Annotated in this window: 26 protein-coding genes and 1 pseudogene; 16 read left to right on the forward strand and 11 right to left on the reverse strand. The window is 59.0% G+C overall.

All coding sequences use genetic code 11. From position 1 onward, the window contains the following. The first annotated feature begins 6 nt into the window (after positions 1 to 6). The 7 genes from AACY49_RS19250 to trpE all read left to right on the forward strand — a co-directional run bounded on the left by AACY49_RS19250 (position 7) and on the right by trpE (position 7,764). On the forward strand, positions 7 to 1,050 hold the full coding sequence (locus AACY49_RS19250; protein ID WP_258698806.1) for an ABC transporter substrate-binding protein: 1,044 nt from the start codon (positions 7 to 9) through the stop codon (positions 1,048 to 1,050). A gap of 139 nt (positions 1,051 to 1,189) precedes the next feature. Further along, on the forward strand, positions 1,190 to 2,437 hold the full coding sequence (locus tag AACY49_RS19255; RefSeq protein WP_258698807.1) for an ABC transporter permease: 1,248 nt from the start codon (positions 1,190 to 1,192) through the stop codon (positions 2,435 to 2,437). A gap of 12 nt (positions 2,438 to 2,449) precedes the next feature. Further along, positions 2,450 to 3,274, forward strand: a complete 825-nt coding sequence (locus AACY49_RS19260) for an ABC transporter permease (RefSeq protein ID WP_258698808.1) — start codon at positions 2,450 to 2,452, stop codon at positions 3,272 to 3,274. A gap of 220 nt (positions 3,275 to 3,494) precedes the next feature. Beyond that, complete coding sequence (locus tag AACY49_RS19265) at positions 3,495 to 4,643, forward strand: iron-containing alcohol dehydrogenase (protein WP_339525763.1); 1,149 nt, start codon at positions 3,495 to 3,497, stop codon at positions 4,641 to 4,643. Positions 4,644 to 4,722: 79 nt separating this feature from the next. After that, positions 4,723 to 5,397, forward strand: coding sequence for a ribulose-phosphate 3-epimerase (rpe, locus tag AACY49_RS19270; protein ID WP_007941649.1), 675 nt, complete (start codon positions 4,723 to 4,725; stop codon positions 5,395 to 5,397). Beyond that, positions 5,394 to 6,212 carry a phosphoglycolate phosphatase gene (locus tag AACY49_RS19275; protein WP_258698810.1) on the forward strand — a complete coding sequence of 273 codons (819 nt, stop codon included), beginning with the start codon at positions 5,394 to 5,396 and terminating at the stop codon, positions 6,210 to 6,212. Before rpe ends, AACY49_RS19275 begins: the two co-directional genes overlap by 4 nt. A 70-nt stretch (positions 6,213 to 6,282) precedes the next feature. Then, complete coding sequence (trpE, locus tag AACY49_RS19280) at positions 6,283 to 7,764, forward strand: anthranilate synthase component I (RefSeq protein ID WP_258698811.1); 1,482 nt, start codon at positions 6,283 to 6,285, stop codon at positions 7,762 to 7,764. A 183-nt stretch (positions 7,765 to 7,947) separates the two neighbouring features. Here trpE and estP read toward each other — a convergent pair whose 3' ends face one another. Then, positions 7,948 to 9,855 carry an esterase EstP gene (gene estP / locus AACY49_RS19285; RefSeq protein ID WP_258698812.1) on the reverse strand — a complete coding sequence of 636 codons (1,908 nt, stop codon included), beginning with the start codon at positions 9,853 to 9,855 and terminating at the stop codon, positions 7,948 to 7,950. Between the two features lie 409 nt (positions 9,856 to 10,264). On the opposite strand from estP, the gene AACY49_RS19290 reads away from it, so the two are divergent. The 4 genes from AACY49_RS19290 (at position 10,265) to AACY49_RS19305 (ending at position 13,594) form a co-directional block, all read left to right on the forward strand. Further along, positions 10,265 to 10,858 (forward strand): aminodeoxychorismate/anthranilate synthase component II, encoded by a 594-nt coding sequence (locus AACY49_RS19290; protein WP_008067458.1) that lies wholly within the window; start codon positions 10,265 to 10,267, stop codon positions 10,856 to 10,858. A 9-nt stretch (positions 10,859 to 10,867) separates the two neighbouring features. Further along, the gene (gene trpD, locus AACY49_RS19295) at positions 10,868 to 11,917 is read left to right on the forward strand and encodes an anthranilate phosphoribosyltransferase (RefSeq protein ID WP_258698813.1); all 1,050 of its coding nucleotides are present in this window, start codon (positions 10,868 to 10,870) and stop codon (positions 11,915 to 11,917) included. Next, positions 11,914 to 12,750 (forward strand): indole-3-glycerol phosphate synthase TrpC, encoded by an 837-nt coding sequence (gene trpC, locus AACY49_RS19300; protein WP_258698814.1) that lies wholly within the window; start codon positions 11,914 to 11,916, stop codon positions 12,748 to 12,750. The genes trpD and trpC overlap by 4 nt, the downstream gene beginning before the upstream one ends. Positions 12,751 to 12,895: 145 nt before the next feature. Then, entirely contained in the window at positions 12,896 to 13,594 is a 699-nt protein-coding gene (locus AACY49_RS19305) for a lipoate--protein ligase family protein (protein WP_258698815.1), read from the forward strand. A 48-nt stretch (positions 13,595 to 13,642) separates the two neighbouring features. On the opposite strand, the gene crp is transcribed toward AACY49_RS19305, so the two are convergent. Beyond that, on the reverse strand, positions 13,643 to 14,287 hold the full coding sequence (crp, locus tag AACY49_RS19310) for a cAMP-activated global transcriptional regulator CRP (protein WP_258698816.1): 645 nt from the start codon (positions 14,285 to 14,287) through the stop codon (positions 13,643 to 13,645). A gap of 221 nt (positions 14,288 to 14,508) precedes the next feature. Here crp and AACY49_RS19315 point away from each other — a divergent pair, with 221 nt between their 5' ends. Next, positions 14,509 to 14,931 carry an OsmC family protein gene (locus AACY49_RS19315; RefSeq protein WP_007941657.1) on the forward strand — a complete coding sequence of 141 codons (423 nt, stop codon included), beginning with the start codon at positions 14,509 to 14,511 and terminating at the stop codon, positions 14,929 to 14,931. A 237-nt stretch (positions 14,932 to 15,168) separates the two neighbouring features. Next, positions 15,169 to 15,963, forward strand: a complete 795-nt coding sequence (gene speD / locus AACY49_RS19320) for an adenosylmethionine decarboxylase (RefSeq protein WP_258698817.1) — start codon at positions 15,169 to 15,171, stop codon at positions 15,961 to 15,963. A gap of 104 nt (positions 15,964 to 16,067) precedes the next feature. Here speD and coq7 read toward each other — a convergent pair whose 3' ends face one another. From coq7 to hemJ, 6 genes are all read right to left on the reverse strand, one after another. Beyond that, positions 16,068 to 16,715, reverse strand: coding sequence for a 2-polyprenyl-3-methyl-6-methoxy-1,4-benzoquinone monooxygenase (coq7, locus tag AACY49_RS19325; RefSeq protein ID WP_258698818.1), 648 nt, complete (start codon positions 16,713 to 16,715; stop codon positions 16,068 to 16,070). 202 nt (positions 16,716 to 16,917) lie between these two features. Then, positions 16,918 to 17,256: a histidine triad nucleotide-binding protein gene (locus AACY49_RS19330; protein ID WP_007906873.1), complete on the reverse strand. Its 339-nt coding sequence runs from the start codon at positions 17,254 to 17,256 to the stop codon at positions 16,918 to 16,920. Positions 17,257 to 17,335: 79 nt separating this feature from the next. Further along, positions 17,336 to 18,124, reverse strand: a complete 789-nt coding sequence (locus AACY49_RS19335) for an SDR family NAD(P)-dependent oxidoreductase (RefSeq protein WP_258698819.1) — start codon at positions 18,122 to 18,124, stop codon at positions 17,336 to 17,338. Positions 18,125 to 18,186: 62 nt separating this feature from the next. Further along, on the reverse strand, positions 18,187 to 19,143 hold the full coding sequence (locus AACY49_RS19340; protein WP_258698820.1) for a DUF805 domain-containing protein: 957 nt from the start codon (positions 19,141 to 19,143) through the stop codon (positions 18,187 to 18,189). A gap of 92 nt (positions 19,144 to 19,235) precedes the next feature. Continuing rightward, positions 19,236 to 20,204, reverse strand: a complete 969-nt coding sequence (locus AACY49_RS19345; protein ID WP_258698821.1) for an NAD(P)H-dependent flavin oxidoreductase — start codon at positions 20,202 to 20,204, stop codon at positions 19,236 to 19,238. Positions 20,205 to 20,238: 34 nt separating this feature from the next. Continuing rightward, positions 20,239 to 20,670 carry a protoporphyrinogen oxidase HemJ gene (gene hemJ, locus AACY49_RS19350; RefSeq protein WP_258698822.1) on the reverse strand — a complete coding sequence of 144 codons (432 nt, stop codon included), beginning with the start codon at positions 20,668 to 20,670 and terminating at the stop codon, positions 20,239 to 20,241. 136 nt (positions 20,671 to 20,806) lie between these two features. On the opposite strand from hemJ, the gene argC reads away from it, so the two are divergent. Together argC and erpA are read left to right on the forward strand one after the other, a co-directional pair. Then, complete coding sequence (gene argC / locus AACY49_RS19355) at positions 20,807 to 21,841, forward strand: N-acetyl-gamma-glutamyl-phosphate reductase (protein ID WP_339525774.1); 1,035 nt, start codon at positions 20,807 to 20,809, stop codon at positions 21,839 to 21,841. A 168-nt stretch (positions 21,842 to 22,009) separates the two neighbouring features. Continuing rightward, the gene (erpA, locus tag AACY49_RS19360; protein ID WP_007906865.1) at positions 22,010 to 22,360 is read left to right on the forward strand and encodes an iron-sulfur cluster insertion protein ErpA; all 351 of its coding nucleotides are present in this window, start codon (positions 22,010 to 22,012) and stop codon (positions 22,358 to 22,360) included. 72 nt (positions 22,361 to 22,432) lie between these two features. Here the strand turns inward: erpA and AACY49_RS19365 are convergent, their stop codons facing one another. Continuing rightward, positions 22,433 to 23,524, reverse strand: coding sequence for an anhydro-N-acetylmuramic acid kinase (locus AACY49_RS19365; RefSeq protein WP_258698823.1), 1,092 nt, complete (start codon positions 23,522 to 23,524; stop codon positions 22,433 to 22,435). Positions 23,525 to 23,527: 3 nt separating this feature from the next. Beyond that, complete coding sequence (locus AACY49_RS19370; protein ID WP_339525777.1) at positions 23,528 to 24,946, reverse strand: peptidoglycan DD-metalloendopeptidase family protein; 1,419 nt, start codon at positions 24,944 to 24,946, stop codon at positions 23,528 to 23,530. A 210-nt stretch (positions 24,947 to 25,156) separates the two neighbouring features. Between AACY49_RS19370 and tyrS the strand changes: the two genes are divergently transcribed. Next, complete coding sequence (gene tyrS / locus AACY49_RS19375) at positions 25,157 to 26,356, forward strand: tyrosine--tRNA ligase (protein WP_258698825.1); 1,200 nt, start codon at positions 25,157 to 25,159, stop codon at positions 26,354 to 26,356. Between the two features lie 256 nt (positions 26,357 to 26,612). On the opposite strand, the pseudogene AACY49_RS19380 reads toward tyrS, so the two are convergent. Further along, positions 26,613 to 26,926 (reverse strand): annotated as a pseudogene (locus AACY49_RS19380) (hypothetical protein); the annotation flags it as partial.

Here is a 26,926-nt window from a genome sequence, read left to right on the forward strand (position 1 = left end):
CAATAAATGTTGAGATCCCTGAAATTCACCGCCCTGGTCGTGGGCATGATGGGTGCGGCGCACGCGATGGCGGCGGGTCCGGACCTGACTGTGGTTTCCTTTGGCGGGGCGAACAAGGCGGCGCAGGTCAAAGCCTTCTACGCACCGTGGGAAGCGGCTGGCCACGGCAAAATCGTCGCTGGCGAATACAACGGCGAGATGGCCAAGGTCAAAGCCATGGTCGATACCAAGAGCGTGTCCTGGGACCTGGTGGAAGTTGAATCGCCAGAACTGTCCCGTGGTTGCGACGAAGACATGTTCGAGCAGCTGGATCCGAAGCTGTTCGGCAAGTCCGAAGACTACGTCAAAGGTGCTATCCAGCCTTGCGGCGTAGGCTTCTTCGTGTGGTCGACAGTGTTGGCCTACAACGCCGACAAGCTGGCATCCGCACCGACCAGTTGGGTCGACTTCTGGGACACCAAGAAATTCCCGGGCAAGCGCGGCCTGCGTAAAGGCGCCAAGTACACCCTGGAATTCGCCTTGATGGCCGATGGTGTGGCGCCGAAAGACGTCTACAAAGTGCTGGCCGGCAAGGACGGTCAGGATCGTGCGTTCAAGAAACTCGATGAGCTCAAACCAAACATTCAGTGGTGGGAAGCCGGCGCACAACCGCCGCAATACCTCGCCTCCGGTGACGTGGTCATGAGCTCGGCCTACAACGGCCGGATCGCGGCGGTACAGAAAGAAAGCAACCTGAAAGTGGTGTGGAACGGCGGCATCTACGACTTCGACGCGTGGGCGATTCCAAAAGGTCTGGATAAGACCCGTGCCGAAGCGGCGAAAAAATTCATCGCATTCTCGGTGCAACCGCAGCAACAGAAGACCTACTCGGAAAACATCGCCTACGGCCCGGCCAACATCCAAGCCGTGCCGTTGCTGGCCAAGGATGTCCTGAAAGACATGCCGACCACCCCGGAAAACATCGCCAACCAGGTGCAGATCGACGTCAGCTTCTGGGCTGACAACGGCGAGCAACTGGAGCAGCGCTTCAATTCCTGGGCTGCGAAGTAACCACAACTAATGTGGGAGCGGGCTTGCCCGCGATGGCGTCATCACATTCAGCATTCATGTTGACTGATACATCGTCATCGCGGGCAAGCTCGCCCCCACAGGTTGTTCGAATTAGAAAGATCGATTTCCGGAGTACGCCATGGCTATCGCCGTTCCCGTGAACGCGGGCACCGACCCCACCTTGAAGCAGCGGCTCAAGCACGCCGAGCGTGTCAACCGCTGGAAAGCACAAGCCTTGATCGCGCCGTTGGTGCTGTTTCTGTTGCTGGTGTTCCTGGTGCCGATCGTGGCGCTGCTCTTCAAAAGCGTCGGCAACCCGGAAGTGGTCGGCGTCATGCCGCGCACCGTGGCGGCCATCGCCAGCTGGGATGGCCGCGGCCTGCCCGCTGAGCCAGTCTATAAGGCAGCCAGCGAAGACCTTGCCGAAGCCCGCAAGAATCAGACCTTGGGCGACTTGTCCAAGCGCTTGAACATGGAGTTGGCCGGCTACCGCAGCCTGTTGACCAAAACCGCACGCGCCTTGCCGTTCGCCACGGAGCCGGCTTCTTATAAAGCTGCGCTGGAAGGGCTCGACGAGCGCTGGGGCGATCCGGCCTATTGGCAGGTCGTGCGTCGCAACACCAGTGGCGTGACGCCTTATTACCTGCTGGCCGCCGTCGACCACCGTATCGACGACCTCGGCGAACTGGCCCGGGCCACTCCCGATCAGGCGATCTACCTCGATATCTTTGCCCGGACCTTCTGGATGGGCCTGATCATTACCATGATCTGCCTGGTGCTGGCCTACCCGTTGGCCTACCTGCTGGCGAACCTGCCATCGCGGCAAAGCAACCTGTTGATGATTCTGGTGCTGTTGCCATTCTGGACCTCGATTCTGGTGCGGGTCGCGGCGTGGATCGTGCTACTGCAATCGGGTGGCCTCATCAACAGTGGTCTGATGGCCATGGGTGTCATCGATAAGCCGCTGGAGCTGGTATTCAACCGCACCGGGGTTTATATCTCGATGGTGCACATCCTGCTGCCATTCATGATTCTGCCGATCTACAGCGTGATGAAAGGCATTTCGCCGACCTACATGCGAGCAGCGATTTCCCTCGGCTGCCACCCGTTCGCCAGTTTCTGGCGGGTGTACTTCCCGCAAACCTATGCCGGTGTCGGCGCCGGTTGCCTGTTGGTGTTCATCCTCGCCATCGGCTACTACATCACCCCGGCGTTGCTGGGCAGCCCGAACGATCAGATGGTCAGCTATTTCGTCGCCTTCTACACCAACACCAGCATCAACTGGGGCATGGCGACCGCACTCGGTGGGCTGTTGCTGCTGGCGACCGTGGTGCTTTATCTGATTTACAGCTGGCTGGTGGGCGCCAGTCGCCTGCGCCTGAGCTAAGGGGAGAGTGAAATGCTGAGTCCTTATATGTCGCCCATCGAACGGGTGTGGTTCTACAGCTTGCGGATTCTCTGCGGCTTGATTTTGTTGTTCCTGATCCTGCCGGTGCTGGTGATCATTCCGTTGTCGTTCAACTCGGGGAGTTTTCTGGTCTATCCGCTGCAAGGCTTCTCGCTGCACTGGTACCAGGACTTCTTTGCTTCGGCCGAATGGATGCGTTCGTTGAAGAACAGCATGATCGTCGCCCCGGCAGCGACGGTACTGGCGATGATCTTCGGTACGCTGGCGGCCATCGGCCTGACCCGGGGGGACTTCCCGGGCAAGGCGCTGGTGATGGCGCTGGTGATTTCGCCGATGGTAGTGCCGGTGGTGATCATTGGTGTGGCCAGTTACCTGACCTTCGCTCCACTGGGGTTCGGCAACAGCTATATCTCGTTGATCGTTGTGCACGCCGTGCTGGGCGTGCCGTTCGTGATCATCACGGTATCGGCGACCTTGCAGGGGTTTAACCAGAATCTGGTGCGAGCCGCTGCAAGCCTGGGCGCTTCGCCACTGACGACGTTCCGTCGGGTGACTTTGCCGTTGATTGCGCCGGGCGTGATCTCTGGTGCGCTGTTTGCCTTCGCCACCTCGTTTGATGAAGTGGTGGTGACGCTGTTCCTCGCCGGCCCCGAACAAGCGACCTTGCCTCGGCAGATGTTCAGCGGCATCCGCGAAAACCTCAGCCCGACGATCGCCGCTGCCGCGACGTTGCTGATCGCATTCTCGGTGATCCTGTTGCTGACGCTGGAATGGCTGCGTGGGCGCAGCGAAAAACTGCGCACCGCGCAGGTCTGAAGCCATAGGCGGTGAAAATGTGGGAGCGGGCTTGCCCGCGATGACGGTGCATCAGTCAGCACTGATGTTGGATGTCATGACGCCATCGCGGGCAAGCCCGCTCCCACAGGGATTTAGGGTGATTTCGGAATCTGCGGTGATTCATGATTTGAATAACAGACAAACCCCAATCCCCAGCTACTATTGTGCCCAGCTCCCCTATCTATAAGAGGCTGCGCACATGAGTCTTTCCTCTTTCAAAATCGCTCACAAACTGATCACTGGTGCAGGGGCCATCGAGCAACTGGCGGCTGAGCTCACGCGTCTGGACATCGACAACCCACTGATCGTCACCGACGCCGCACTGGTCAAGTCGGGCACGGTAGAGTTGGCGCTGGCGCAGTTGGGTGAGCGCAGTTACGAGATTTTCGACCGGGTGCTGCCGGACCCGGAAATTGCCATCGTCGAAGATTGCATGCGGGTTTACCGCGAAGGCGGGCATGACGGGCTGATCGGCCTCGGTGGCGGCAGTGCCATCGACATCGCCAAGAGTGTTGCGGCCTACGCCGGTTATCACGGCGCACTGGAGGATTTGTTCGGCGTCGATCAGGTGCCGCGCAAAGGCCCGCCGCTGATCGCCATTCCGACCACTGCCGGCACCGGTTCGGAAGTGACCAATGTGGCGATTCTTTCCGACAGGCTCGCGCAGCTGAAGAAGGGCATTATCAGCGATTACCTGTTGCCGGACGTGGCGCTGGTCAGCCCGCAAATGACCCTGACCTGCCCGCGCAGTGTCACCGCCGCCAGTGGCGTCGATGCGCTGGTGCATGCCATCGAGTCCTACCTGTCGCTCAGTGCCTCGCCCATCACCGATGCCCTGGCCATTGGCGCGATCAAGCTGATTACCAAGGCGCTGCCCAAGGCCTACGCCAATCCTTCCCATCTGCAAGCCCGCGAAGACATGGCCACCGCCAGCCTGATGGCCGGCATGGCGTTCGGTAATGCCGGGGTTGGCGCGGTGCATGCGTTGGCGTATCCCCTGGGTGGGCGTTTCAACATTGCCCATGGCGTCAGCAATGCCTTGTTGCTGCCGTATGTCATGACCTGGAACAAGATGGCCTGCGTTGAACGCATGCAGGATATTGCCGAGGCCATGGGGGTGAAGACCGCTCATCTGAGCGCCAACGAAGCGGCGGACAAAGCCGTGGAGGCGATGACCGAGCTGTGTGCGGTGGTGGAAATCCCGCTGGGGTTGCGCAGTTTCGGAGTGCCCCAGGATGCGATCCCGGCCATGGCCGTGGAAGCCGCCGGCATCGAACGGCTGATGCGCAACAATCCGCGCAAATTGACGGCCGTCGATATCGAGAAGATCTACCGAGCGGCCTACTGATCATCGCAGCACGGTGCGCGCGTCAAAGCATGAGGTATACAATGCGCGCCATCGTGATTCTGCTCAAAAAAGGTGCGTCATGCAGCCCTTCGTTATTGCTCCGTCGATTCTCTCCGCCGATTTCGCCCGCCTGGGTGAGGAAGTGGACAACGTCCTGGCCGCCGGCGCCGACTTCGTGCACTTCGATGTCATGGACAACCATTACGTGCCCAACCTGACCATCGGCCCGATGGTGTGCTCCGCGCTGCGCAAGTACGGCGTGACTGCGCCGATCGACGCGCACCTGATGGTCAGCCCGGTGGATCGCATCGTCGGTGACTTCATCGAGGCCGGCGCGACCTACATCACCTTCCACCCGGAAGCCACGCTGCACGTCGACCGTTCCCTGCAACTGATCCGCGAAGGCGGCTGCAAGGCCGGTCTGGTGTTCAACCCGGCGACCCCGCTGGACGTGCTCAAGTACGTGATGGACAAGGTCGACATGATCCTGCTGATGAGCGTCAACCCGGGCTTCGGCGGGCAGAAGTTCATTCCCGCCACCCTCGACAAGCTGCGTGAAGCGCGGGCATTGATCGATGCCTCCGGTCGTGACATCCGCCTGGAAATCGACGGTGGCGTGAACGTGAACAACATTCGTGAAATCGCGGCTGCCGGCGCTGACACCTTCGTGGCCGGTTCGGCGATCTTCAATGCGCCGAACTACCAGGAAGTGATTGAAAAAATGCGCTCCGAACTGGCGCTGGCTCGCCCATGAGTGGTTTTGAGCAGCTGTTCCCCGGGCGTCTGCCGCGGCTGGTGATGTTCGATCTGGATGGCACGCTGGTCGATTCGGTCCCCGACCTCGCGGCGGCTGTGGATAACATGCTGCTCAAACTCGGGCGCCAACCTGCCGGCATCGAATCGGTGCGTGAGTGGGTGGGCAACGGCGTGCAGATGCTGGTGCGCCGGGCCTTGGCCAATCACATCGATGCCGAGGGTGTCGATGAGGTCGAGGCCGAACATGCCCTGGAGTTGTTCAACGGCTTTTATGAGGACGGTCACGAGCTGACCGTGGTTTACCCCGGCGTGCGCGATACCCTGAAATGGCTGCACAAGCAGGGTGTCGAGATGGCGCTGATCACCAACAAACCGGAGCGCTTCGTCGCGCCGCTGCTGGATCAGATGAAGATCGGTCGTTATTTCCGCCTGATCATCGGCGGTGACACCCTGCCGCAGAAAAAACCGGACCCGGCCGCGCTGTTTTTCGTGATGAAAATGACCAACATTCCGGCGTCGCAATCGTTGTTCGTCGGCGACTCGCGCAGCGATGTGCTGGCGGCGAAAGCGGCGGGGGTCAAATGCGTGGCCCTCAGTTATGGCTATAACCACGGCCGGCCGATTGCCGAAGAGTCGCCGACGCTGGTCATCGATGATCTACGCAAACTAATTCCCGGTTGCCTGGATCCGGCCGCTGGGATAACGTTGCCCGACGCTGTTCAATCCCCTCCTGGAAACGCCATCGTGGTGGTCACTCGCAAACTCTGGATGAAAGTCATCAAGGCCCTGGCCCGCTGGCGTTGGCGCGCCTGACTTGTTCCTGGCCGGCGTACCGGCGCGTTTGCATACCTGACCGTTAGACCCTCAAGCCACGAGGCACCTCATGATCCGCGAAGAATTCCTGCGTTTGGCCGCTGCCGGCTACAACCGCATACCGCTTGCCTGCGAAACCCTGGCCGACTTCGACACGCCACTGTCGATCTACCTGAAACTGGCCGACGAGCCCAACTCCTATCTGCTGGAATCGGTGCAGGGCGGCGAGAAGTGGGGCCGTTATTCGATCATCGGCCTGCCGTGCCGTACCGTGCTGCGGGTTCATGATCACCACGTCAGCGTGACCCACGACGGCGTCGAGATCGAAAGTCACGATGTTGAAGACCCGCTGGCCTTCGTCGAAGCCTTCAAGGCGCGCTATAACGTGCCGACCATCGCCGGTCTGCCACGCTTCAATGGCGGTCTGGTGGGTTACTTCGGTTATGACTGCGTACGTTATGTGGAGAAGCGTCTGGGCAAATGCCCGAACCCGGATCCGCTGGGCGTGCCGGACATTCTGCTGATGGTCTCCGACGCGGTAGTGGTGTTCGACAACCTCGCCGGCAAGATGCACGCGATTGTCCTGGCCGATCCGTCGCAGGAAGACGCCTTCGAGCAAGGGCAAGCGCGTCTGCAAGCGCTGCTGGAACAACTCCGTCAGCCGATCACCCCACGCCGTGGCCTGGACTTCAGCAAGCAGCAATCGGCTGATCCGGTGTTCCGTTCGAGTTTCACCCAGAGCGATTACGAAAAAGCCGTCGACACCATCAAGGAATACATCCTGGCCGGTGACTGCATGCAGGTCGTGCCGTCGCAGCGTATGTCGATCGACTTCAAGGCTGCGCCTATCGACCTGTACCGGGCGCTGCGCTGCTTCAACCCGACGCCTTACATGTACTTCTTCAATTTCGGCGACTTCCATGTCGTCGGCAGTTCGCCGGAAGTGCTGGTGCGGGTCGAAGACAACCTGATCACCGTGCGCCCGATTGCCGGCACCCGTCCACGGGGCGCCAATGAAGAGGCTGATCTGGCGCTGGAAAAAGACCTGCTGTCGGACGACAAGGAAATCGCCGAGCACTTGATGCTGATCGATCTGGGCCGCAACGATACGGGGCGTGTCTCGGAAATCGGTTCGGTGAAACTCACCGAGAAGATGGTCATCGAGCGTTATTCCAACGTGATGCACATCGTGTCCAACGTCACCGGCCAATTGAAGGCCGGGCTGACAGCGATGGACGCACTGCGGGCGATCCTGCCGGCCGGCACCTTGTCTGGCGCGCCGAAGATTCGCGCGATGGAGATCATCGACGAGCTGGAACCGGTCAAGCGTGGCGTCTACGGCGGCGCGGTCGGTTACTTCGCCTGGAACGGCAACATGGACACCGCGATTGCGATCCGTACCGCGGTGATCAAGAACGGCGAACTGCACGTACAGGCCGGTGGCGGCATCGTCGCCGACTCGGTGCCGGCACTGGAATGGGAAGAAACCCTGAACAAGCGTCGCGCCATGTTCCGCGCCGTGGCCCTGGCCGAGCAGACGCCGGACCAGTGATCCATAAAAAAACGCGGCGCCTGTGAGGGCGCCGCGTTTTTTTGTGCCTGCCATTTCCCCCGTAGGAGCTGCCGAAGGCTGCGATCTTTTGATCTTGTACCTCGGTCGCTCCCAATGCCGCCAAAAGATCGCAGGCTGCGCCAGCTCCTACACGAGCCGATGCGTCCTTTGGCGTGTGAAGGGTCAGAAGTCCAGCGTTACCCCAGCGTTGATGCCCTGCTGGGTAAAGTCATCATCCTTGCGCAAGGTATAGCCGCCACGCAGCGCCAGGTCGGCAGTCAATTTGTGGCTGACCCCCAGGCTTAAGCGGTTGAGATGGCTTTGCGGCGTGTAGCCCTGGAGATTGAAGTCCAGGGACGGCAGGCTGTTGAGGGCGATGTTGACCTTCTGAGCGTCATCTTCGTACTCGCGCTCATGGGCATATTCGCCAAACACCTGGGTCTGACGGGTGAAGTTGTATTTGCCTTGCAAACCGATGCCCAGACGTTTCGAGTCTCGGGTCTGATCATCAAAGGTCAGCGCGGTGGAGCGGTTGCTGTTCTCCGAGTAACCGTCGACTTCCACCTTTGCGTAATCGGCGCTGATGAACGGTGACAGGTGCCATTCGCTGCCCGGTTGGGCAATGTCGTAGCCAAGGCGAGTGCTGAAGGCCCAGAGATGGCCGTCGGTATCACCTTTTTCCGCCCCTTCGCTGACACCCAGGTCGAATTTGCGCTTGAGGTTGTCGTAATCCAGCTTGCCACCGGTCAATGCGGCATCGGCCCACCAGCGATTTTGCTGGAACTGGGCGAAGGCGGTCGCCAGGTAGCTGTTGAGTTTGTAGTCCGAATCGTTGTTGCCCGCTTCGAGGTTCTGACGATAGAAGCCGGCTGCCACGCCGACGCGCCAGGCTTCATTCAGGCGATAGCTGCCACCGATATTCAGGTTGTAGCCGCTGCCATCGGCACTGGCGCCGCTGCTTTGGCTATCGACATCCAGATGCTGACCGCCGCCGGCGACAATCGCGCGCCATTGGCCGACGGCCTGCCAGTTCTCCCAGTCGGATTGCCACTGGCTACGCAGTTCATCCTGGTGGGCGCGTAAGGTGGCGTGGGCCATTTCCGGCAACAGCGTCAGCTCCCAAGGTGCTGACAGCAAGGAATAGGCGTAATCGGATATCAGTTTTTGCCCGGCTTCAGTGGGGTGGACCGAGTCGTTGTAAATCAGCTTGCTCGGGTCCGGGGTAGCGCTGTTGATGCCATAGACAGCATTTTCCGTACAGCTGTTACCGCTGAAGCAGGTGGCTGTCAGGTTCTGGCCAGCGGCGAGGCCGAAGCGCGTCGGGTCGGCGACTGCTTCCTGCAACAGCAGTGGAATGTTCAGCGGAATGATTTCGGCGTTGATCCCCGCGAGGCGGGTGACCAACTGCTGATTAAAGTCGGTACTCAGCTGTGAGATCGAGGCTTGTAATGAGGTGCCATTGACGGCGGGAGTCAGTCCCAGATCGGGCAGCAGCCAGACCACGATGTATTTGGCGCCGGCGCTTTGCAGAGTCTGCACGCTGTCGGCCAGTCGATTCGCCGCGGCGTTAGCCTGGGTGGTATTGAGCACGAGGCCCTGAAGGAAATCGTTGCCGCCCCCGGAAATGTAATACAGCGCATTTGGATCGGCGCGGAAGTTGTTCGTTGGCAAATAACCTGCCCGAGTACGTTCGCCCGTGGCGGATTCGCTGGTGATCGAGTCCAGAATCTGGTCGGTACGGTAACCGCCGACGGCCCAGTTGTTGCCGTCCGCCAGCCCTTGGTTGGCTCGCGCAGCCGAGGTTGAAGCGGCTGTCTGGTCAGAGGTAAATCCGAATCGTCCACCCAGCAGTTGCGTGGAGTTCAGCGAGCGTAATTCACCACTGCCATCCAGGTAGAGCGGCCCGGTCCGGTTGGTAAAACGCTCTGTCGCGCCGGCAGGGCCACCCGAGTCGGTAAGCTGCCCGGCATCGTTGAGGCTGTCGCCGAAAACAACGAAATTCGAATAAGGATTGGGCGCGGCAATCGCCTGGGCGCAGGCCATGGTGAGCAGGCAGCCGGCAAGCGGTACAAACAATCTCTGTTTGATCATGAGCAAGTCCATTTATTTATTGTTGTGGTAAACGAAACGACAGTACCAAAAACTTTCGGCCTTTTGCCATCCGTCGCGAACCCTTCGATTGTTTCACGAGCTGTCGCCCCGGCCTTATTGCACGCTCTGCCCAGCTAAGTTACTGTGCCCAGACGTATGAATGAGACCTTCCCCGTGTTGATCGTCAGCAAACTCCTGGATCAAGTCATCAAGGCACACGCCCGTTGGCGTTGGCGCGTCTGAATCTTTTCTGCCGGCCTGGCCGGACCTGTACCGCTTTGCCTTCTTTACCTGTATGAAATGCCGCTTTGCTGGCGCCACTCCAGCACCTGACAAAGCGCAGTGCGCTGCGGGTAAATCATTCGAAGGCCGTATTAAAAGTCAGTGAATTCAAGAGGTTCTTAACGCCATGTTGCTGATGATCGATAACTACGACTCTTTTACTTACAACGTTGTGCAATACCTTGGTGAGCTGGGCTCCGAGGTCAAAGTCGTGCGCAACGATGAGCTCACCATTGCCGAAATCGAAGCCCTCAACCCTGAGCGCATCGTCGTGTCTCCCGGTCCTTGCACCCCGACCGAAGCCGGTATATCCATCGAAGCGATCAAGCACTTTGCCGGCAAGCTGCCGATTCTCGGCGTTTGCCTGGGGCACCAGTCCATCGGCCAAGCCTTTGGTGGCGATGTGGTCCGTGCCCGTCAAGTCATGCACGGTAAGACCAGTCCGGTGTTTCACGAGGACAAGGGTGTGTTCGAAGGCCTGAATCGCCCGCTGACGGTCACCCGCTATCACTCGCTGATCGTCAAGCGCGAGACCCTGCCCGATTGCCTGGAGCTGACCGCCTGGACCCAGCTCGAAGACGGCTCGGTGGACGAGATCATGGGGCTGCGCCACAAGACACTGAATATTGAAGGTGTGCAATTCCACCCTGAGTCTATCCTCACCGAGCAGGGCCACGAGCTGTTCGCCAACTTCCTCAAACAAACCGGCGGCACGCGCTAAGGACTTTCCATGGATATCAAGACAGCCCTGAGCCGTATTGTCGGCCACCTCGACCTCAGTACCGATGAGATGCGCGATGTCATGCGCGAAATCATGACCGGGCAATGCACGGATGCGCAGATCGGCGCGTTCATGATGGCCATGCGCATGAAGAGCGAAAGCATCGACGAGATCGTCGGTGCCGTGACGGCGATGCGCGAGCTGGCGGACAAGGTTGAACTCAACACCCTCGATGGCGTGGTCGATGTGGTCGGTACCGGCGGCGACGGGGCGAACATTTTCAACGTCTCCACTGCGTCGTCGTTTGTCGTCGCCGCGGCCGGTTGCACCGTGGCCAAGCACGGTAACCGTGCGGTGTCGGGCAAAAGCGGCAGCGCGGATCTGCTGGAGGCTGCGGGTATCTACTTGAACCTGACCCCGGTCCAGGTGGCGCGCTGCATTGATAACGTCGGCATCGGTTTCATGTTTGCCCAGACCCACCACAGCGCCATGAAGCACGCTGCCGGCCCGCGCCGCGAGCTGGGCCTGCGCACCTTGTTCAACATGCTCGGCCCGCTTACGAATCCGGCCGGTGTGAAACATCAGGTGGTGGGGGTGTTCAGTCAGGCGTTGTGCCGGCCATTGGCCGAGGTCTTGCAGCGCCTGGGCAGTAAGCACGTGCTGGTGGTGCACTCGAAGGATGGCCTGGATGAATTCAGTCTGGCGGCACCGACCTTTGTGGCTGAATTGAAGAATGATCAGATCACCGAGTATTGGGTCGAACCCGAAGATCTGGGGATGAAGAGCCAGAGCCTGCACGGTCTGGCGGTGGAAAGCCCGGCGGCCTCCCTTGAGCTGATTCGCGATGCCCTGGGCAAGCGCAAGACCGAGAGCGGTCAGAAAGCGGCCGAGATGATCGTGCTCAATGCCGGTGCCGCGCTGTACGCCGCCGACCATGCCAGCAGTTTGAAAGAAGGCGTTGCCCTGGCGCACGATGCGCTGCACACAGGCCTCGCTCGGGAAAAGCTTGAGGAATTGGGTGCATTTACCGCGGTATTCAAAGTGGAGAATGAGGGATGAGTATACCGACGGTTCTGGAAAAAATTCTGGCCCGCAAAGTTCAGGAAGTCGCCGAGCGTAGCGCCCGCGTAAGCCTGGCCGAACTGGAAACCTTGGCCAAGGCAGCCGATGCAACCCGGGGGTTCGCCAAGGCAATGATCGCTCAGGCCAAGCTCAAGCAGCCGGCGGTCATTGCTGAAATCAAGAAAGCTTCACCGAGCAAGGGCGTGATTCGCGAGAACTTCATGCCTGCGGACATTGCCAGAAGTTACGAAAAGGGCGGTGCCACTTGCCTGTCGGTGCTCACCGACATCGATTTCTTCCAGGGCGCCGATGTGTATCTGCAACAGGCCCGGGCGGCGTGCAAGCTGCCGGTGATCCGCAAGGATTTCATGATCGATCCGTACCAGATCGTCGAGTCTCGTGCCTTGGGTGCTGACTGCGTGCTGTTGATTGTCTCTGCTCTGGACGACGTGAAAATGGCCGAGCTGGCGGCCGTGGCCAAAAGCGTCGGCCTCGATGTGCTGGTGGAAGTCCACGATGGCGACGAGCTGGAGCGGGCCTTGAAAACCCTCGACACGCCGCTGGTGGGCGTGAACAACCGCAACCTGCACACCTTCGATGTCAGCCTGGAAACCACCCTCGACCTGTTGCCACGTATTCCCCGCGATCGTCTGGTGGTTACCGAAAGCGGCATTCTTAACCGGGCCGATGTCGAGTTGATGGAAATCAGCGATGTGTATGCGTTCCTGGTCGGCGAAGCGTTCATGCGCGCCGAAAGCCCGGGTTCCGAACTGCAGCGCTTGTTCTTTCCCGAGCGGGGCACTCCAGTGAGCGGTTCTACGCTCGACTGATTACACGCAGACAGAGTCGACCCCATCGCGAGCAGGCTCGCTCCCACAAGAGATCTACTAACATCAGAGATCCAATGTGGGAGCGAGCCTGCTCGCGATGGCGGCATAAGTAGCGCCACGGACTTCATGCCCAACGGAATACCTTATGACCTCACCAACCCTACTGACCATCGAAGCCGGCCTGCTCGCCGAACAGGACCTGTTGGCCCATGTGTGCGCCGGTGAGTCGGAGTTCGGCCTGCTGTTCTGGCAACCCACTGACCGCGCGCTGGTCATGCCCCGGCGCTTGAATCGTCTGCCACAGTTCGACGCCGCATGCGAAATATCCGCGGCCGCCGGTTGGCCGGTACTGCTGCGCGAAACCGGCGGTGAGCCGGTGCCGCAATCGGCGTCCACCCTCAACATCGCTCTGGTCTATGCGCCACCGCGCAGCGAAGGTGACCAGAATCGGATCGAAACCGCCTATCGCCGACTCTGCGACCCGATTTGTCAGCTGCTTGATGAGTTGGGCGGCGTGTCGTCCTTGGGCGAAATTGAGGGCGCGTTCTGCGACGGCCGTTTCAATGTCAACCTCGATGGTCGCAAGATGGTCGGCACGGCTCAACGCTGGCGCCAGAGCAAAGGCGGTCAGCGTCCGGTCGGCCTGGTGCATGGGGCGATGTTGATCGATAACGAACGAGACTCGATGGTCGCGGCAGTCAATCGCTTTAACGAAGCCTGCGGCCTGGACCAGCGGGTTCGCGCTGAAAGCCACATCGCCCTGCACGAAAAGTTTGCCGCTCCTGATGCGCTGGAACGGCTCGATGCGTTGTATCGCCAGTTGGCGGAAATGCTCGGGGCCTAAGTTTCGGAGCTTAAGCTTTCTGAGCTTTTCGAACTTAAGTTTCCGAGCTTAGCGCGTACCGAAGACCACCATGGTCTTGCCTTTGACGTCGACCAGGTTGCGTTCCTCCAGATCCTTGAGCACGCGGCCGACCATCTCACGGGAACAACCGACAATCCGGCCGATTTCCTGACGGGTCACTTTGATCTGCATGCCGTCCGGGTGAGTCATGGCGTCTGGCTGTTTGCACAGCTCCAGCAGGCAGCGCGCAACGCGCCCGGTCACGTCGAAGAACGCCAGGTCGCCGACCTTACGCGTGGTATTGCGCAGTCGTTGTGCGATTTGTCCGCTGAGCACGTAAAGAATGTCCGGATCCTGTTGGGACAGCTCGCGGAATTTCGCGTAGCTGATTTCCGCGACTTCACATTCGACTTTGGCGCGTACCCAGGCGCTGCGCTCCTGTTCCAGTCCGGCTTGCTCAAACAGGCCCAACTCGCCGAAAAAGTCGCCGGAATTGAGGTAGGCAATGATCATTTCACGGCCGTCGTCATCCTCAATCAGGATGGTCACCGAGCCTTTGATGATGAAGAACAGCGTGTCCGAGCGGTCGCCGGCACAGATGATGTTGCTCTTGGCGGCATAGCGACGACGCTGGCAGTGCATCAACAGCTTGTCGAGGTTCTTGATTCTGGGTGTGGGGGTAATAGCAACCATGGTTGTATCCCGAAAAGACTGCACGGTGTGTTTGTTTTTTTGTAGGGGTTGGCGCAGCACTGTGCGCCAGTGAATTGACGCCAGCTTAACAGACGCATTCCTTCAGGATTCGAGAATTTGCCCTACGCCGCAGATGGTTATGTCTTAGGAAGGCGAAGCGCTGCCAATCAAGGGCCCTGTGCTAAGCTGGCGACCCTTTTTTATACAGTGGAGTCTTGGCGATGAAGGCACGCATCCAATGGGCTGGCGAAGCCATGTTCCTCGGTGAATCCGGCAGCGGTCATGTCGTGGTCATGGACGGTCCGCCCGATGCCGGCGGTCGTAATCTGGGCGTTCGGCCGATGGAGATGCTCCTGCTGGGTGTTGGCGGTTGCAGCAATTTCGATGTGGTCAGCATCCTCAAGAAGTCCCGTCAGGCCGTCGAAAGCTGCGAAGCCTTTCTCGAAGCCGAGCGTGCGACCGAAGATCCGAAGGTGTTCACCAAGATCCACATGCATTTCGTGGTCAAGGGCCGTGGGCTGAAAGAAGCTCAGGTCAAGCGCGCCATCGAGCTGTCGGCCGAGAAGTATTGCTCGGCCTCGATCATGCTCGGCGCGGCCGGCGTGGCGATTACCCACGACTACGAGATCATTGAACTCGGTTGAGTCGACATTCAACTATCATAAAAGCGGTGCAGACTCTGGCGATCCATAGCTGACGTCTGCATAATGCGCCACTTTTTTCAGGGCAGTGATCGGTCAACCGACAGGTCGCTTGCCTGAACAGACAACCAAAATCGCCATCGCGAAGAGGTGTTAACCGTCCTACGCAGGTGCGTCGTTCGCATCTGACGGGCATGCTTGATCACGCGGCCAGCCCGCATACATAGAGAGTTTTTAACGGTGAAAAGCAAACTCAAGCTCCACGGGTTCAATAACCTGACAAAGACCTTGAGCTTCAACATCTATGACATCTGCTACGCGGAAACCCCGCAAGACCAACAGGCTTACGTCGAGTACATCAATAAAGAGTACAACGCCAAGCGCCTGACGCAGATCCTCACAGAAGTTGTCGATATCATTGGTGCCAACATCCTGAACATCGCCAGTCAGGACTATGAACCCCAAGGCGCCAGCGTCACGATTCTGATCTCTGAAGAGCCGGTGACCCCGACCGACAGTCAGATCGAAGAGTCTCCGGGCCCGTTGCCCGAAATCATCCTGGCCCACCTCGACAAGAGCCACATCACGGTGCACACCTACCCGGAAATCCATCCGGTGGACGGTATCGCGACGTTCCGTGTGGACATCGACGTGTCGACCTGTGGCGTCATTTCACCGCTCAAGGCGCTCAACTTCCTGATTCACCAGTTCGATTCCGACATCGTGACTGTGGATTACCGCGTGCGCGGCTTCACCCGTGACGTTGAAGGCAAGAAACACTTCATCGACCACGAGATCAACTCGATCCAGAACTACTTGTCCGAAGACACCCGCGACGCGTACCAGATGACCGACGTGAATGTGTACCAGGAAAACCTGTTCCACACCAAAATGCTGTTGAAGAACTTCGAACTGGATAACTACCTGTTCGGCGACGCTACCAACAACCTGTCCTCTGAGCAACGTGCCCAGGTGACTGAGCGTGTGAAACACGAAATGCTTGAAATCTTCTACGCACGTAACATGCCGAGCTAAGATTTTCGGGTACGAAAAAGGCGACTACCTTGCGGCAGTCGCCTTTTTTATTGCTGTCTGTCAGATAGACCGTGTGATGGCCTTCGCGATCTGACGACGCTGCGTCAGATCCGATAAGTGCTCTTGGTCATGACCTTGGCCAACAGGCTCATCCCGAACTTCACCGGTGTCGGGAAGCGGAACCCCCCAGCATCGAGCGCGCTTTCAGCGTGGTGTTCTTCATCGATGCGCATTTGCTCAAGGATCGCACGGGATTTTTCGTCCTCGGCGGGCAGTTGCTCAAGGTGTTCGTTCAGGTGTTTGCAGACCTGATGCTCGGTGGCGGCAACGAAGCCCAGGCTGACTTTATCGCTGATCAACCCGGCCACCGCGCCAATCCCGAATGACATTCCATAGAACAGCGGATTGAGGATGCTGGTGTGGCTGCCCAACTGGTGAATGCGTTGTTCGCACCAGACCAGGTGATCGATTTCTTCTTCGGCGGCATGTTCCATGGCGGCGCGCACTTGCGGCAGCCTGGCGGTCAGGGCCTGACCTTGATACAGCGCCTGGGCGCAGACTTCGCCGGTATGGTTGATGCGCATCAAACCGGCGACGTGCCGGGTGTCCTCGTCGCTCATTTGCGCATCCGGCTGCACGATGGCAGGCGACGGACGGTAGGGCTGACCGCTGAAGGGCAGCAAAGTACGCATCGCGGCATCGGCTTGCAGCAGAAGACGGTCAATTGGCGAGTAGTGACGTTGGGTAGTCATGCTGACCTCCGGGAAGAATCTCGGCGGCCAGTTTAACCCAATCGGCGGGGGGAGGGTTTTCGCTGGGTCATCTGTAGCGAGGGAGCTTGCTCCCGCTCGACCGCGAAGCGGTCGTAAATTCAGCCCATCGGTCGGGCTGAAAAATACGACTCATGGATTGGGGCTGCTGCACAGCCCAGCGGGAGCAAGCTCCCTCGCCACATCAGCCCGGCGGCCAGTGCATCTGGCGCTGCCCCAGCACGTGCATATGAATGTGATAAACGGTCTGCCCGCCCAATTCATTGCAGTTCATGACCACCCGGAAACCTTCTTCACAGCCCAATTCCAGAGCCAGGCGCTGCGCGGTGAACAGAATATGCCCGGCCAGTGCCTTATCGTCCTCGGTGAGGTCGTTCAGGGTGCGAACCGGTTTCTTCGGGACCACCAGGAAGTGCACGGGGGCCTGTGGCGCGATGTCGTGGAAGGCCAGTACCTGGTCGTCCTCGTAAATGATCTTCGCCGGGATTTCCCGGTTGATGATCTTGGTGAACAGAGTATCCACAGCTGTTTTCTCCGTTGTTTGGCTGGCTTGAGTGTACGCATGGGCCCTGCCTGAGCCCAGTTTTTTACCTTGAGGGCGGTCAGCGCGGGCAGTACGCCTTGTTGACCATGCCCGCGATTGTCCGGGTCAGCCAGCGCGAGCCGAGCCGCGGCAGGAAGGCGAACCAGCGATTCAGGCGGCCGGGAATGATAATGGCGCGATTTTTCTCCAGGGCCCGTACGGTATAGAGCGCGACTTCTTCTGGACTCATTAGCCGTTTGCTCTCGCCCAGTTTGTCGGCGTCCAGTTGCGCGGTGCGGAAAAACGCTGTGCGTGTCGGACCAGGGCAGAGCACCGACACCTTGACCGCGCATTTTTTCAGTTCAACACGCAAACCTTCGGAAAAATGCAGCACATAAGCCTTGCTGGCGTAGTAAGTGCTCATCCAGGGGCCGGGATGGAACGCCGCGACCGAGGCGACGTTCAGAATCTGCCCACCGCCCTGCAAGGCCATGCTGTTACCAATGGCATGGCACAAGCGAGTGAGGGCCAGGATATTCACTTCGATCAAGTCCTGCTCGGTCATCCAGTCCTGGGCCAGGAATGGGCCGCAGGTGCCGATGCCGGCACAGTTGACCAGCAAATCGATCTGTCGGTCGCCTTCCTCCAGTTCCAGCAGAAACCCGGACAGGCGCAACGGCTCGCCCAGGTCACAGGCACGAAACAACACTTCCACACCAAAACGTTGAGTCAGTTCAATCGCAATGCTTTCCAGCTGATCACGCTGTCGGGCCACCAGAATCAGGCTGCGGCCGCGCCGGGCCAGCGCTTCGGCCATCGCCAGGCCGATGCCGCTGGAAGCGCCAGTGATCAGAGCGTAACGGGTCATGCAGTTCTCCATCGCAACGGCTCCGCGCCGGCGACGCAGGTGTCACGGGCGGGGAGCGCTGTTCATTCTTTCGCAGAGTCTACAGGGGGCTTGGCTGCTTCGGCTGCATCATCGGTTGAATCCGCTGCCGAGTCGACCTCGACGGGCACAGCTTCGACTCCATCGGTGGTCACGGAGCTGCTTTGGTAGGCGCTATCAGTGGCGCTTTCATACTCATCCTGAATCGCCGTGAGACCTCCGGTCAGCCCGCCAACGAACATGATCGCGATAAACACCAGCCACAGCGAAGCCAGTACCCTGACCGCGTTGCTGTTGGGCGGTGGTGGTGCGCCATACCGGTTGGCAGTGTTGTTCCCCGGTACGATCATGATGACGAACGGAAAAGCGCTGCCCACGAACGGTACAAGGTTCAGCAGCCAGAGCCAGCCGGACCAACCGATATCGTGCAGGCGTTGCACACTGAACTGGATGCTGATGAACGCAAGTACCACGACCAGGATAACGGCCAGCAGACCCGCGAGAATCAGGCCGGCAGTCGAGTCGGTGCTGATGAGGGCGAAGCCGAAAACGGCGAGCACGGAACCAATGCCCAGTGTCACCAGCGTCAGCGCCATCGTCCAGGCCAGAAAGCGCAGCCGGCCGATGCGGCCATCGAAGCTGAATGCCTTGAGTGCGGCGAACTCCGGCAGTGCTTCGCCGACAGCGGCGCGGGGTGGCGCGTAGGGGGACTCTGGTTCTGCCGATAGGGGGCTGGCATGAACGTCGGCCAGGTTCAGCTCGATCGAGGGTTCGGTTTCGATTCGTGCATCGATGCCGGTTTTCGTCAGCGCCTGAAGGTAAGTCTGCGCGTCGGCGTGTGACAGGTCGCGTTTGAGTGCAACCGTGCGGCCGCTGAACAGGCGTTCGATGGCTGCGACATCGCTTTTGAACAGCTCGGCGAGATTGAGCTTCGCGGTGGTGGCGTCAACACCTGGCAGCAGAGCGCCATCGAAGACGATCTTGAAACGGTTTTCGCTCATGGCCGAGGCATCCTTGTCGCGAGAGTTTGTAATAGAAGATGTTGCAAGGGGCGGTGTAGGGCCAGCCGGGAGGGACTGGCCAAGTTTTCCTGTCAACGCGGCCAGCGCTTTGGCAGTGCAGCTGCCAGTTCCAGCGCCTTGCGGTATTCGGCTTCGAGACGTGCGACCAGTTGATCGACACTCGGCAAATCATCGATTTCTCCGACGCCCTGGCCTGCGGACCACACGGTTTTCCAGGCTTTGGCTTCATCGTTCAACGGTTTGAGCTTGGAGCCGAAGTCTACCTCGCCCTTGCGTTGCAGTGCCGCCATGTCGAAACCGGCGGCCTCCAGGCTCTGACGCATGAAGCTTGCCGGTACACCCGACACCGCTGGAGTATGGACGATGTCTGCGGCTCTGGAAGTCAGGAGCATCTCCTTATAGGCGTCAGGCGCATGACTTTCCGTGGTGCCGATAAATCGCGTGCCGAAGTAGGCCAGATCCGCACCGAGCAATTGCGCGGCGAGAATCTCGTGGCCATGGTTCAGGCAGCCGGCCAGCAGCAGGGTCTTGTCGAAGAACTGGCGAATCTCGGCAACCAGCGAGAACGGGCTCCAGGTCCCGGCATGACCACCGGCGCCCGCAGCCACGGCGATCAAACCATCCACGCCGGCCTCGGCCGCCTTTTCCGCGTGGCGACGGGTCGTCACGTCGTGAAACACCAGGCCGCCATAGCTGTGTACCGCATCGACCACCTCTTTCACGGCGCCGAGGCTGGTGATCACAATCGGCACTTTGTGCTCGATGCAGATCGCCAGGTCCGCCTGCAATCGCGGGTTGCTGTTGTGGACGATCAGGTTCACCGCGTAAGGCGCGGGGTTTTCCAGTGTCGCCAGCCCTGCTTCGATTTTTTCCAGCCAGGCCTTGAATCCGCTGCTCTCACGCTGATTCAACGCGGGAAAGCTGCCCACCACGCCATTACGGCAGCAGGCGAGCACCAGCTCAGGGTTGGAAATCAGGAACATCGGCGCCGCCACTACAGGCAGACGCAAACGTTGTTCAAGCAAGGCGGGCAACGACATTGGAAGTACCCCGGGTGAGTTGTGCCTGTTGGAGTCAGAACGGCCGGACGACGACCAGAATTACGATAGCCAGCAATATCAGAACCGGCACTTCATTGAACCAGCGATAAAAGACATGGCTGCGAGTGTTTTCGCCACGGGCAAAACGTTTTACCTGTGCGCCGCACATGTGGTGGTAGCCGATCAGAATCACCACCAGGGTCAACTTGGCGTGCATCCATGCGCCTTGGCTGAAATAGGCACTCGGGTTGAGGCTGATCAGCCAGATGCCGAACACCAGGGTGGCGATCATTGCCGGCCCCATGATGCCCCGGTACAGCTTGCGCTCCATGATGCTGAAGCGTTCCTTGCTGACGGTGTCTTCACTTTGGGCGTGATAGACGAACAGGCGCGGTAGATAGAACAGGCCGGCAAACCAGCAGACCATGCTGATGATGTGAAGCGCTTTGAGCCACAGATAAAGCATTTTTAGTTATTCCCAGGGTTCACGGTAGCGGGAATAGTAGAGGCTTGAGCCGCCACACGTCACCTTGACGGTTGTCGCAGGGCCGCGCGGCCCCTATTATCGACGGCTTTCCAGTGGGTTCGTTGAGGGCAGGTTTATGGTCAAGGTCGGTATCGTCGGCGGCACGGGTTACACCGGTGTCGAACTGCTGCGTCTGTTGGCACAGCATCCGCAAGCTGAAGTGGTAGTGATCACTTCCCGATCCGAGGCAGGCCTGGCCGTGGCCGACATGTACCCGAACCTGCGAGGCCATTACGACGGCCTGGCGTTCAGCGTTCCGGACATCAAGACCCTCGGGGCCTGCGACGTGGTGTTCTTCGCCACGCCGCACGGTGTCGCCCATGCCCTGGCGGGTGAGTTGCTGGCTGCCGGGACAAAGGTCATCGACCTGTCGGCAGACTTCCGTCTGCAAGACGCCGATGAGTGGGCCAAGTGGTACGGCCAGCCGCACGGCGCGCCGGAACTGCTGGAGGAGGCGGTCTACGGCTTGCCGGAAGTCAATCGCGAGCAGATCAAGCAGGCGCGCTTGATCGCTGTACCGGGTTGCTATCCGACCGCGACGCAATTGGGTTTCCTGCCGCTGCTCGAAGCGGGCCTGGCCGATACCACTCGCTTGATCGCTGACTGCAAATCCGGTGTCAGCGGTGCCGGTCGTGGTGCCTCGGTGGGTTCGCTGTACTCCGAAACGTCGGAAAGCATGAAGGCTTACGCCGTCAAAGGGCACCGTCACTTGCCGGAAATTCGCCAGGGGCTGCGTCGCGCAGCGGGCAAGGACGTCGGTCTGACCTTCGTTCCGCACCTGACGCCGATGATTCGGGGTATTCACTCGACGCTCTACGCGACCGTCGTGGATAGTTCGGTGGATCTGCAAGCGCTGTTTGAAAAGCGTTATGCCAACGAACCGTTCGTCGACGTCATGCCGGCCGGCAGCCATCCGGAAACCCGCAGCGTGCGCGGTGCCAACGTTTGCCGTATCGCCGTGCATCGGCCGCAGGACGGTGATCTGGTGGTGGTGCTGTCGGTCATCGACAACCTGGTCAAAGGTGCGTCGGGTCAGGCGGTGCAGAACCTGAATATCCTGTTCGGCCTGGATGAGCGCCTGGGCCTGTCCCATGCCGGCATGCTGCCGTAAGGCTGTATCCCGCACAGCAAAAAGGCCCGTTGAACGGGCCTTTTTGCATTTCGGTCTGGCGATTGGGTTGGCTGATATACCGTAACAATAGTTGACCGATTTTCTGGGAGAAGCGGATAATGCGCGTCATCACGCATTATGGCGGCGTAACGCCGGGAGATAGTCAGCATGAGCGTCGAATCCTTCACCCCCACGGCTTTGCAATTCACCCACGGTGCCGCGCACAAGGTGAAGAGCCTGGTCGATGAAGAGGGGAATGATCGCTTGAAGCTGCGCGTATTCGTTACGGGCGGCGGTTGTTCAGGGTTTCAGTACGGCTTCACCTTCGATGAAGAAGTGGCCGATGACGACACCATCGTCGAGCGCGAAGGCGTCAGCTTGGTGGTTGATCCGATGAGCTTCCAGTACCTGGCAGGTGCCGAAGTGGATTACCAGGAAGGTCTGGAAGGTTCGCGTTTCGTGATCAAAAACCCGAACGCTACCACCACGTGTGGCTGCGGCTCTTCGTTCTCGATCTGATCGCACCTCACCGCATCAACAGGCGCCGCAGGGTTTCAAGGCTCTGCGGCGTTTTGCTGTCTGGGGTTTCGATCAGGCGGGGTAGATGGCGCCGAGAATGCGCAAGCCGCGGGCACCGGTGACGCTCGGGCGGTTGGCCGCGATGCCTTCCAGGCAGCAGTGAGCCAGCCAGGCGAAGGCCATGGCTTCGACCCAGTCCGGATCTATGCCATGAGTCGCGGTGCTGCTGACTTTTGCGTTCGGCAACAGGCTGGCCAACCGCTTCATCAACGTGGCGTTGTGCGCGCCGCCGCCGCAGACCAGCAACTCCCGCGTATCCGACTGGGCGCTTTGTAATGACTCGACGATGGTCAGCGCAGTCAACTCAAGCAGCGTGGCCTGTACGTCTTCGGCAGCGAAGGTCTGTAGTTGTGATAGATGCTGCATCAGCCACGGCAGGTTGAACACTTCACGGCCAGTGCTCTTCGGGCCTTGGGTTACAAAGAATGGATCACTGAGCAGCTCGTTCAACAGAACAGGTTCAACCTTGCCGCTGGCGGCCCATTGGCCGTCACGATCGAAGTTGTCGCCGCGTTGCCGGTGAATCCAGGCATCCAGCAGGACGTTGCCCGGGCCGCAGTCAAAACCCGCGACAGGCTTGCCGGGTTCGATCAGGCTGAGGTTGCTGAATCCGCCGACGTTCAGCACTGCACGGTTACCAGGCTGCGCATCGAACAGGGCTTCGTGAAAGGCTGGAACCAATGGAGCGCCTTGTCCGCCAGCGGCTACATCGCGGCTGCGGAAGTCGCTGACCACGGTGATGCCGGTCAGCTCGGTGAGCAAGGCGGGGTTGCCGATCTGTACCGTGAACCCGCGCGCCGGCTCGTGTCGAATGGTCTGGCCGTGGCTGCCAATCGCGCGAATGTCACCAGGCTTGAGGTTTTGTTGATCAAGAAGGGTATGAATGCCCTGTGCGGCCAGTTTCACCCAGTTCTGCTGGGCGATGGCGGAGCGGGCAATCTCGTCCGAGCCGCTGGCGCACAAGCCAAGCAGCTCGGCGCGCAGGGAGTCAGGCATGGGGATGTAATGGGTGGCGATCAGCTTGATCGCCGGGGTTTGCTCGATCAAGGCAATGTCCAGGCCATCTAGGCTGGTCCCGGACATCACACCTATATAGAGCGCCATGGCTCAGCGTTTACTCGAAGCCAGCTGGGTGGTTTTCTCTTGATCCATGCGCGCCATCAGCGGTTGGCTTTGCGCGAGGAAGCGTGAGCGTTCAGCTTTGGAGATCGGATCGGCCATCGCCACCTTCTGACCCAGCGGGTCGACGTGCACGCCATTGACTTGGAACTCGTAGTGCAAGTGCGGGCCGGTGGAGAGGCCGGTGGTACCGATGTAACCGATCACCTGACCTTGCTTGACGCTGCCGCCAGTCTTGATGCCTTTGGCGAAGCCCTGCATGTGGCCGTACAACGTGCGGTAGGTGCTGCCGTGCTGGATGATCACGGTGTTGCCGTAACCGCCGCGGCGACCGGCCAACAATACTTGACCGTCACCGGCAGCCTTGATCGGTGTGCCGCGCGGTGCTGCGTAATCGACACCCTTGTGGGCGCGGATCTTGTTCAGGATCGGGTGCTTGCGGCCCATGGAGAATTTCGAGCTGATGCGGGCGAAGTCTACCGGAGTGCGGATGAACGCCTTGCGCATGCTGTTGCCGTCAGCCGTGTAGTAGCTGCTATTGCCTTGTTTGTTGGTGTAGCGCACCGCGGTGTAAGTCTTGCCGCGGTTGGTGAAGCGTGCGGAGAGGATCGGACCGTTGCCGACAGCTTTGCCGTTGACGACCTTCTGCTCATAGATCACATCGAACTCGTCACCCTGGCGAATATCCTGGGCGAAGTCGACGTCATAGCCAAACACGCTGGCCATATCCATGGTCAGGCTGTGGGACAAACCGGCTCTGGCGGCGGATTGCGACAACGAACTGTTGATCACGCCATGAACGTAGGCGGAGCGAACGGTGGGCTTGGCGGTAATGCGGTTGAACGTAAAACCCTTGTCGTTTTTGGTCAGACTGATGCTTTCCATGTCGCTGACTTTACTGTGCAAATTGGTCAGCGTGCCATTCGGGCCCAGCTCGAACTCAAGCTTCTGGCCATGTTTGAGCTGGCTGAACTGCTTGGCCTGCTTGTCGCTGGCCAGCACTTCATGCACCGAAGTGGCCGGAAGGCCGACTTTCTCGAACAGGGTCGAGAGAGTGTCGCCTTTGGCAACGATCACTTCCCTGTGGCCTGGCGCCTTCTTTTCTTCGGCGACTGGCACGGGGGCGACCTGGGCGGTTTCCTGAGCGTCTTCGGCGCTGTTTTCGATCTGCGCGAAAGGGGAGGCTGCCGGCTCATTTGTGGCTTGGACGGTGTCGGCAGCGTCTTGATCTTGTGTCAGTTGTTCTGCAGGGCTTTCCAGTTCAAGACTCAGGGTCGTCTTTTTTGCTTCAACATCACTGGAAGGGAACACCAGAAGCGCCAGGCTCAGAAGGGCGGCGATACCACTCGCCGCGAGCAGGTGGGTCTTCGGGTAAAGCGGTGGCGCTTTAGACGGTTCTGTGGTCATAAGTAATTTTGACTTTGAAAAAATGAATTGGAAAAGATGAATGACATGATGAAGACGAAATAACTGTATAAAATATAACCAAATCATCTCTGAAGCAAGCCTGCGGACGCTCTGTCTGTGGATTGGCGTCCGCGCGCCGGGCAAAACTTGTATTTGACGCCCGATCTTGTATGGTTGGTCCCCTTTGAATTCGAGCCTTGCGGGTCTGTTATGAAGTCGGTTGAAGAGCAGCTAGCGCTGATCAAACGTGGTGCGGAAGAACTGTTGGTCGAGTCCGAGCTGATCGAAAAGCTCAAGCGTGGCCAGCCGCTACGTATTAAGGCAGGCTTCGATCCGACTGCGCCTGATTTGCACCTGGGTCACACCGTGCTTATCAATAAGCTGCGCCAGTTCCAGGATCTGGGGCATCAGGTGATCTTCCTTATAGGTGACTTCACCGGGATGATCGGTGATCCGAGCGGCAAGAGCGCGACACGTCCTCCGCTCACCCGTGAGCAGGTTCTCGAGAATGCCGAGACCTACAAGACTCAGGTCTTCAAGATTCTTGATCCGGCCAAGACCGAAGTGGCGTTCAACTCCACCTGGATGGACCAGATGGGGCCGGCGGATTTCATTCGCCTGACTTCGCAATACACCGTGGCTCGCATGCTCGAGCGCGACGACTTCGACAAGCGCTACACAACCAATCAGCCCATCGCCATTCACGAGTTCCTCTATCCGTTGGTTCAGGGTTATGACTCGGTCGCCTTGCGCGCGGATGTTGAGCTGGGCGGTACCGATCAGAAGTTCAATCTACTGATGGGGCGTGAGCTGCAGCGTAGTTATGGTCAGGAGGCTCAATGCATTCTGACCATGCCGTTGCTCGAAGGATTGGATGGCGTGAAGAAGATGTCCAAGTCGTTGGGCAACTATGTTGGTATCCAGGAGGCGCCGGGTGTCATGTACGGCAAGCTGGTCTCTATTCCTGATGTGCTGATGTGGCGTTACTTCGAATTGCTCAGCTTCCGCTCCATGGAAGAGATCAATGCTTTGCGGGCTGACGTCGAGGCGGGTGCGAATCCGCGTGATATCAAGATCAAGCTGGCCGAAGAGATCGTTGCGCGCTTCCATGGTGAAGAGGCTGCGGCCAATGCTCACCGTGCGGCGGGCAACCGTATGAAGGACGGTGAGCTGCCGGATGATCTGCCAGAGATCGAATTGACCGCTGCCGAAGATATGCCGATCGCTGCCGTTCTTAATAAAGCAGGTCTGGTGAAGAATTCCGCCGTGGCGCGCGATCTTCTGGGTTCTGGTGGGGTGCGTATAGATGGTGAGGTTGTCGATCGCACCTTTATATACGTACTGGGTGCGACCCATGTTTGCCAGGCCGGGAAGAAGGCATTTGCGCGTATTACGCTTAAATCCGAATAAAGCTGAAATCAGGGGTTGACGGCAGATTCTGGACGTCTATAATTCGCCCCACTTCCGGCGCAGTCGAAACGGAAAACTCCTTGGTAAACAATGAGTTACGCAGTTTTCGGCAGCGGTTACGCTTCAGTTCATCGAGGCCAGAAGGAGTTGGTAAGGCAGTGTGTTGTCGCCTTATTGACGGTTCGATCTTCTCGGTCGAAAGCGGAGAAAACCAGGTGTTGACAGCAGCGACTAACGCTGTAGAATTCGCCTCCCGCTAACGAGAGATCGGAAGCGCAAGTGGTTGAAGTTGCAAAGGAAACTTTGAAAACTTCTGAAAATAACCGCTTGACAGCAACAGAGGCTGCTGTAGAATGCGCGCCTCGGTTGAGACGAAAGATCTTAACCAACCGCTCTTTAACAACTGAATCAAGCAATTCGTGTGGGTGCTTGTGGAGTCAGACTGATAGTCAACAAGATTATCAGCATCACAAGTTACTCCGCGAGAAATCAAAGATGTAACCAACGATTGCTGAGCCAAGTTTAGGGTTTTCTCAAAACCCAAAGATGTTTGAACTGAAGAGTTTGATC

Origin of the sequence: Pseudomonas sp. EL_65y_Pfl2_R96 (genome assembly GCF_963970905.1) — a bacterium.
Classification (GTDB): domain Bacteria; phylum Pseudomonadota; class Gammaproteobacteria; order Pseudomonadales; family Pseudomonadaceae; genus Aquipseudomonas.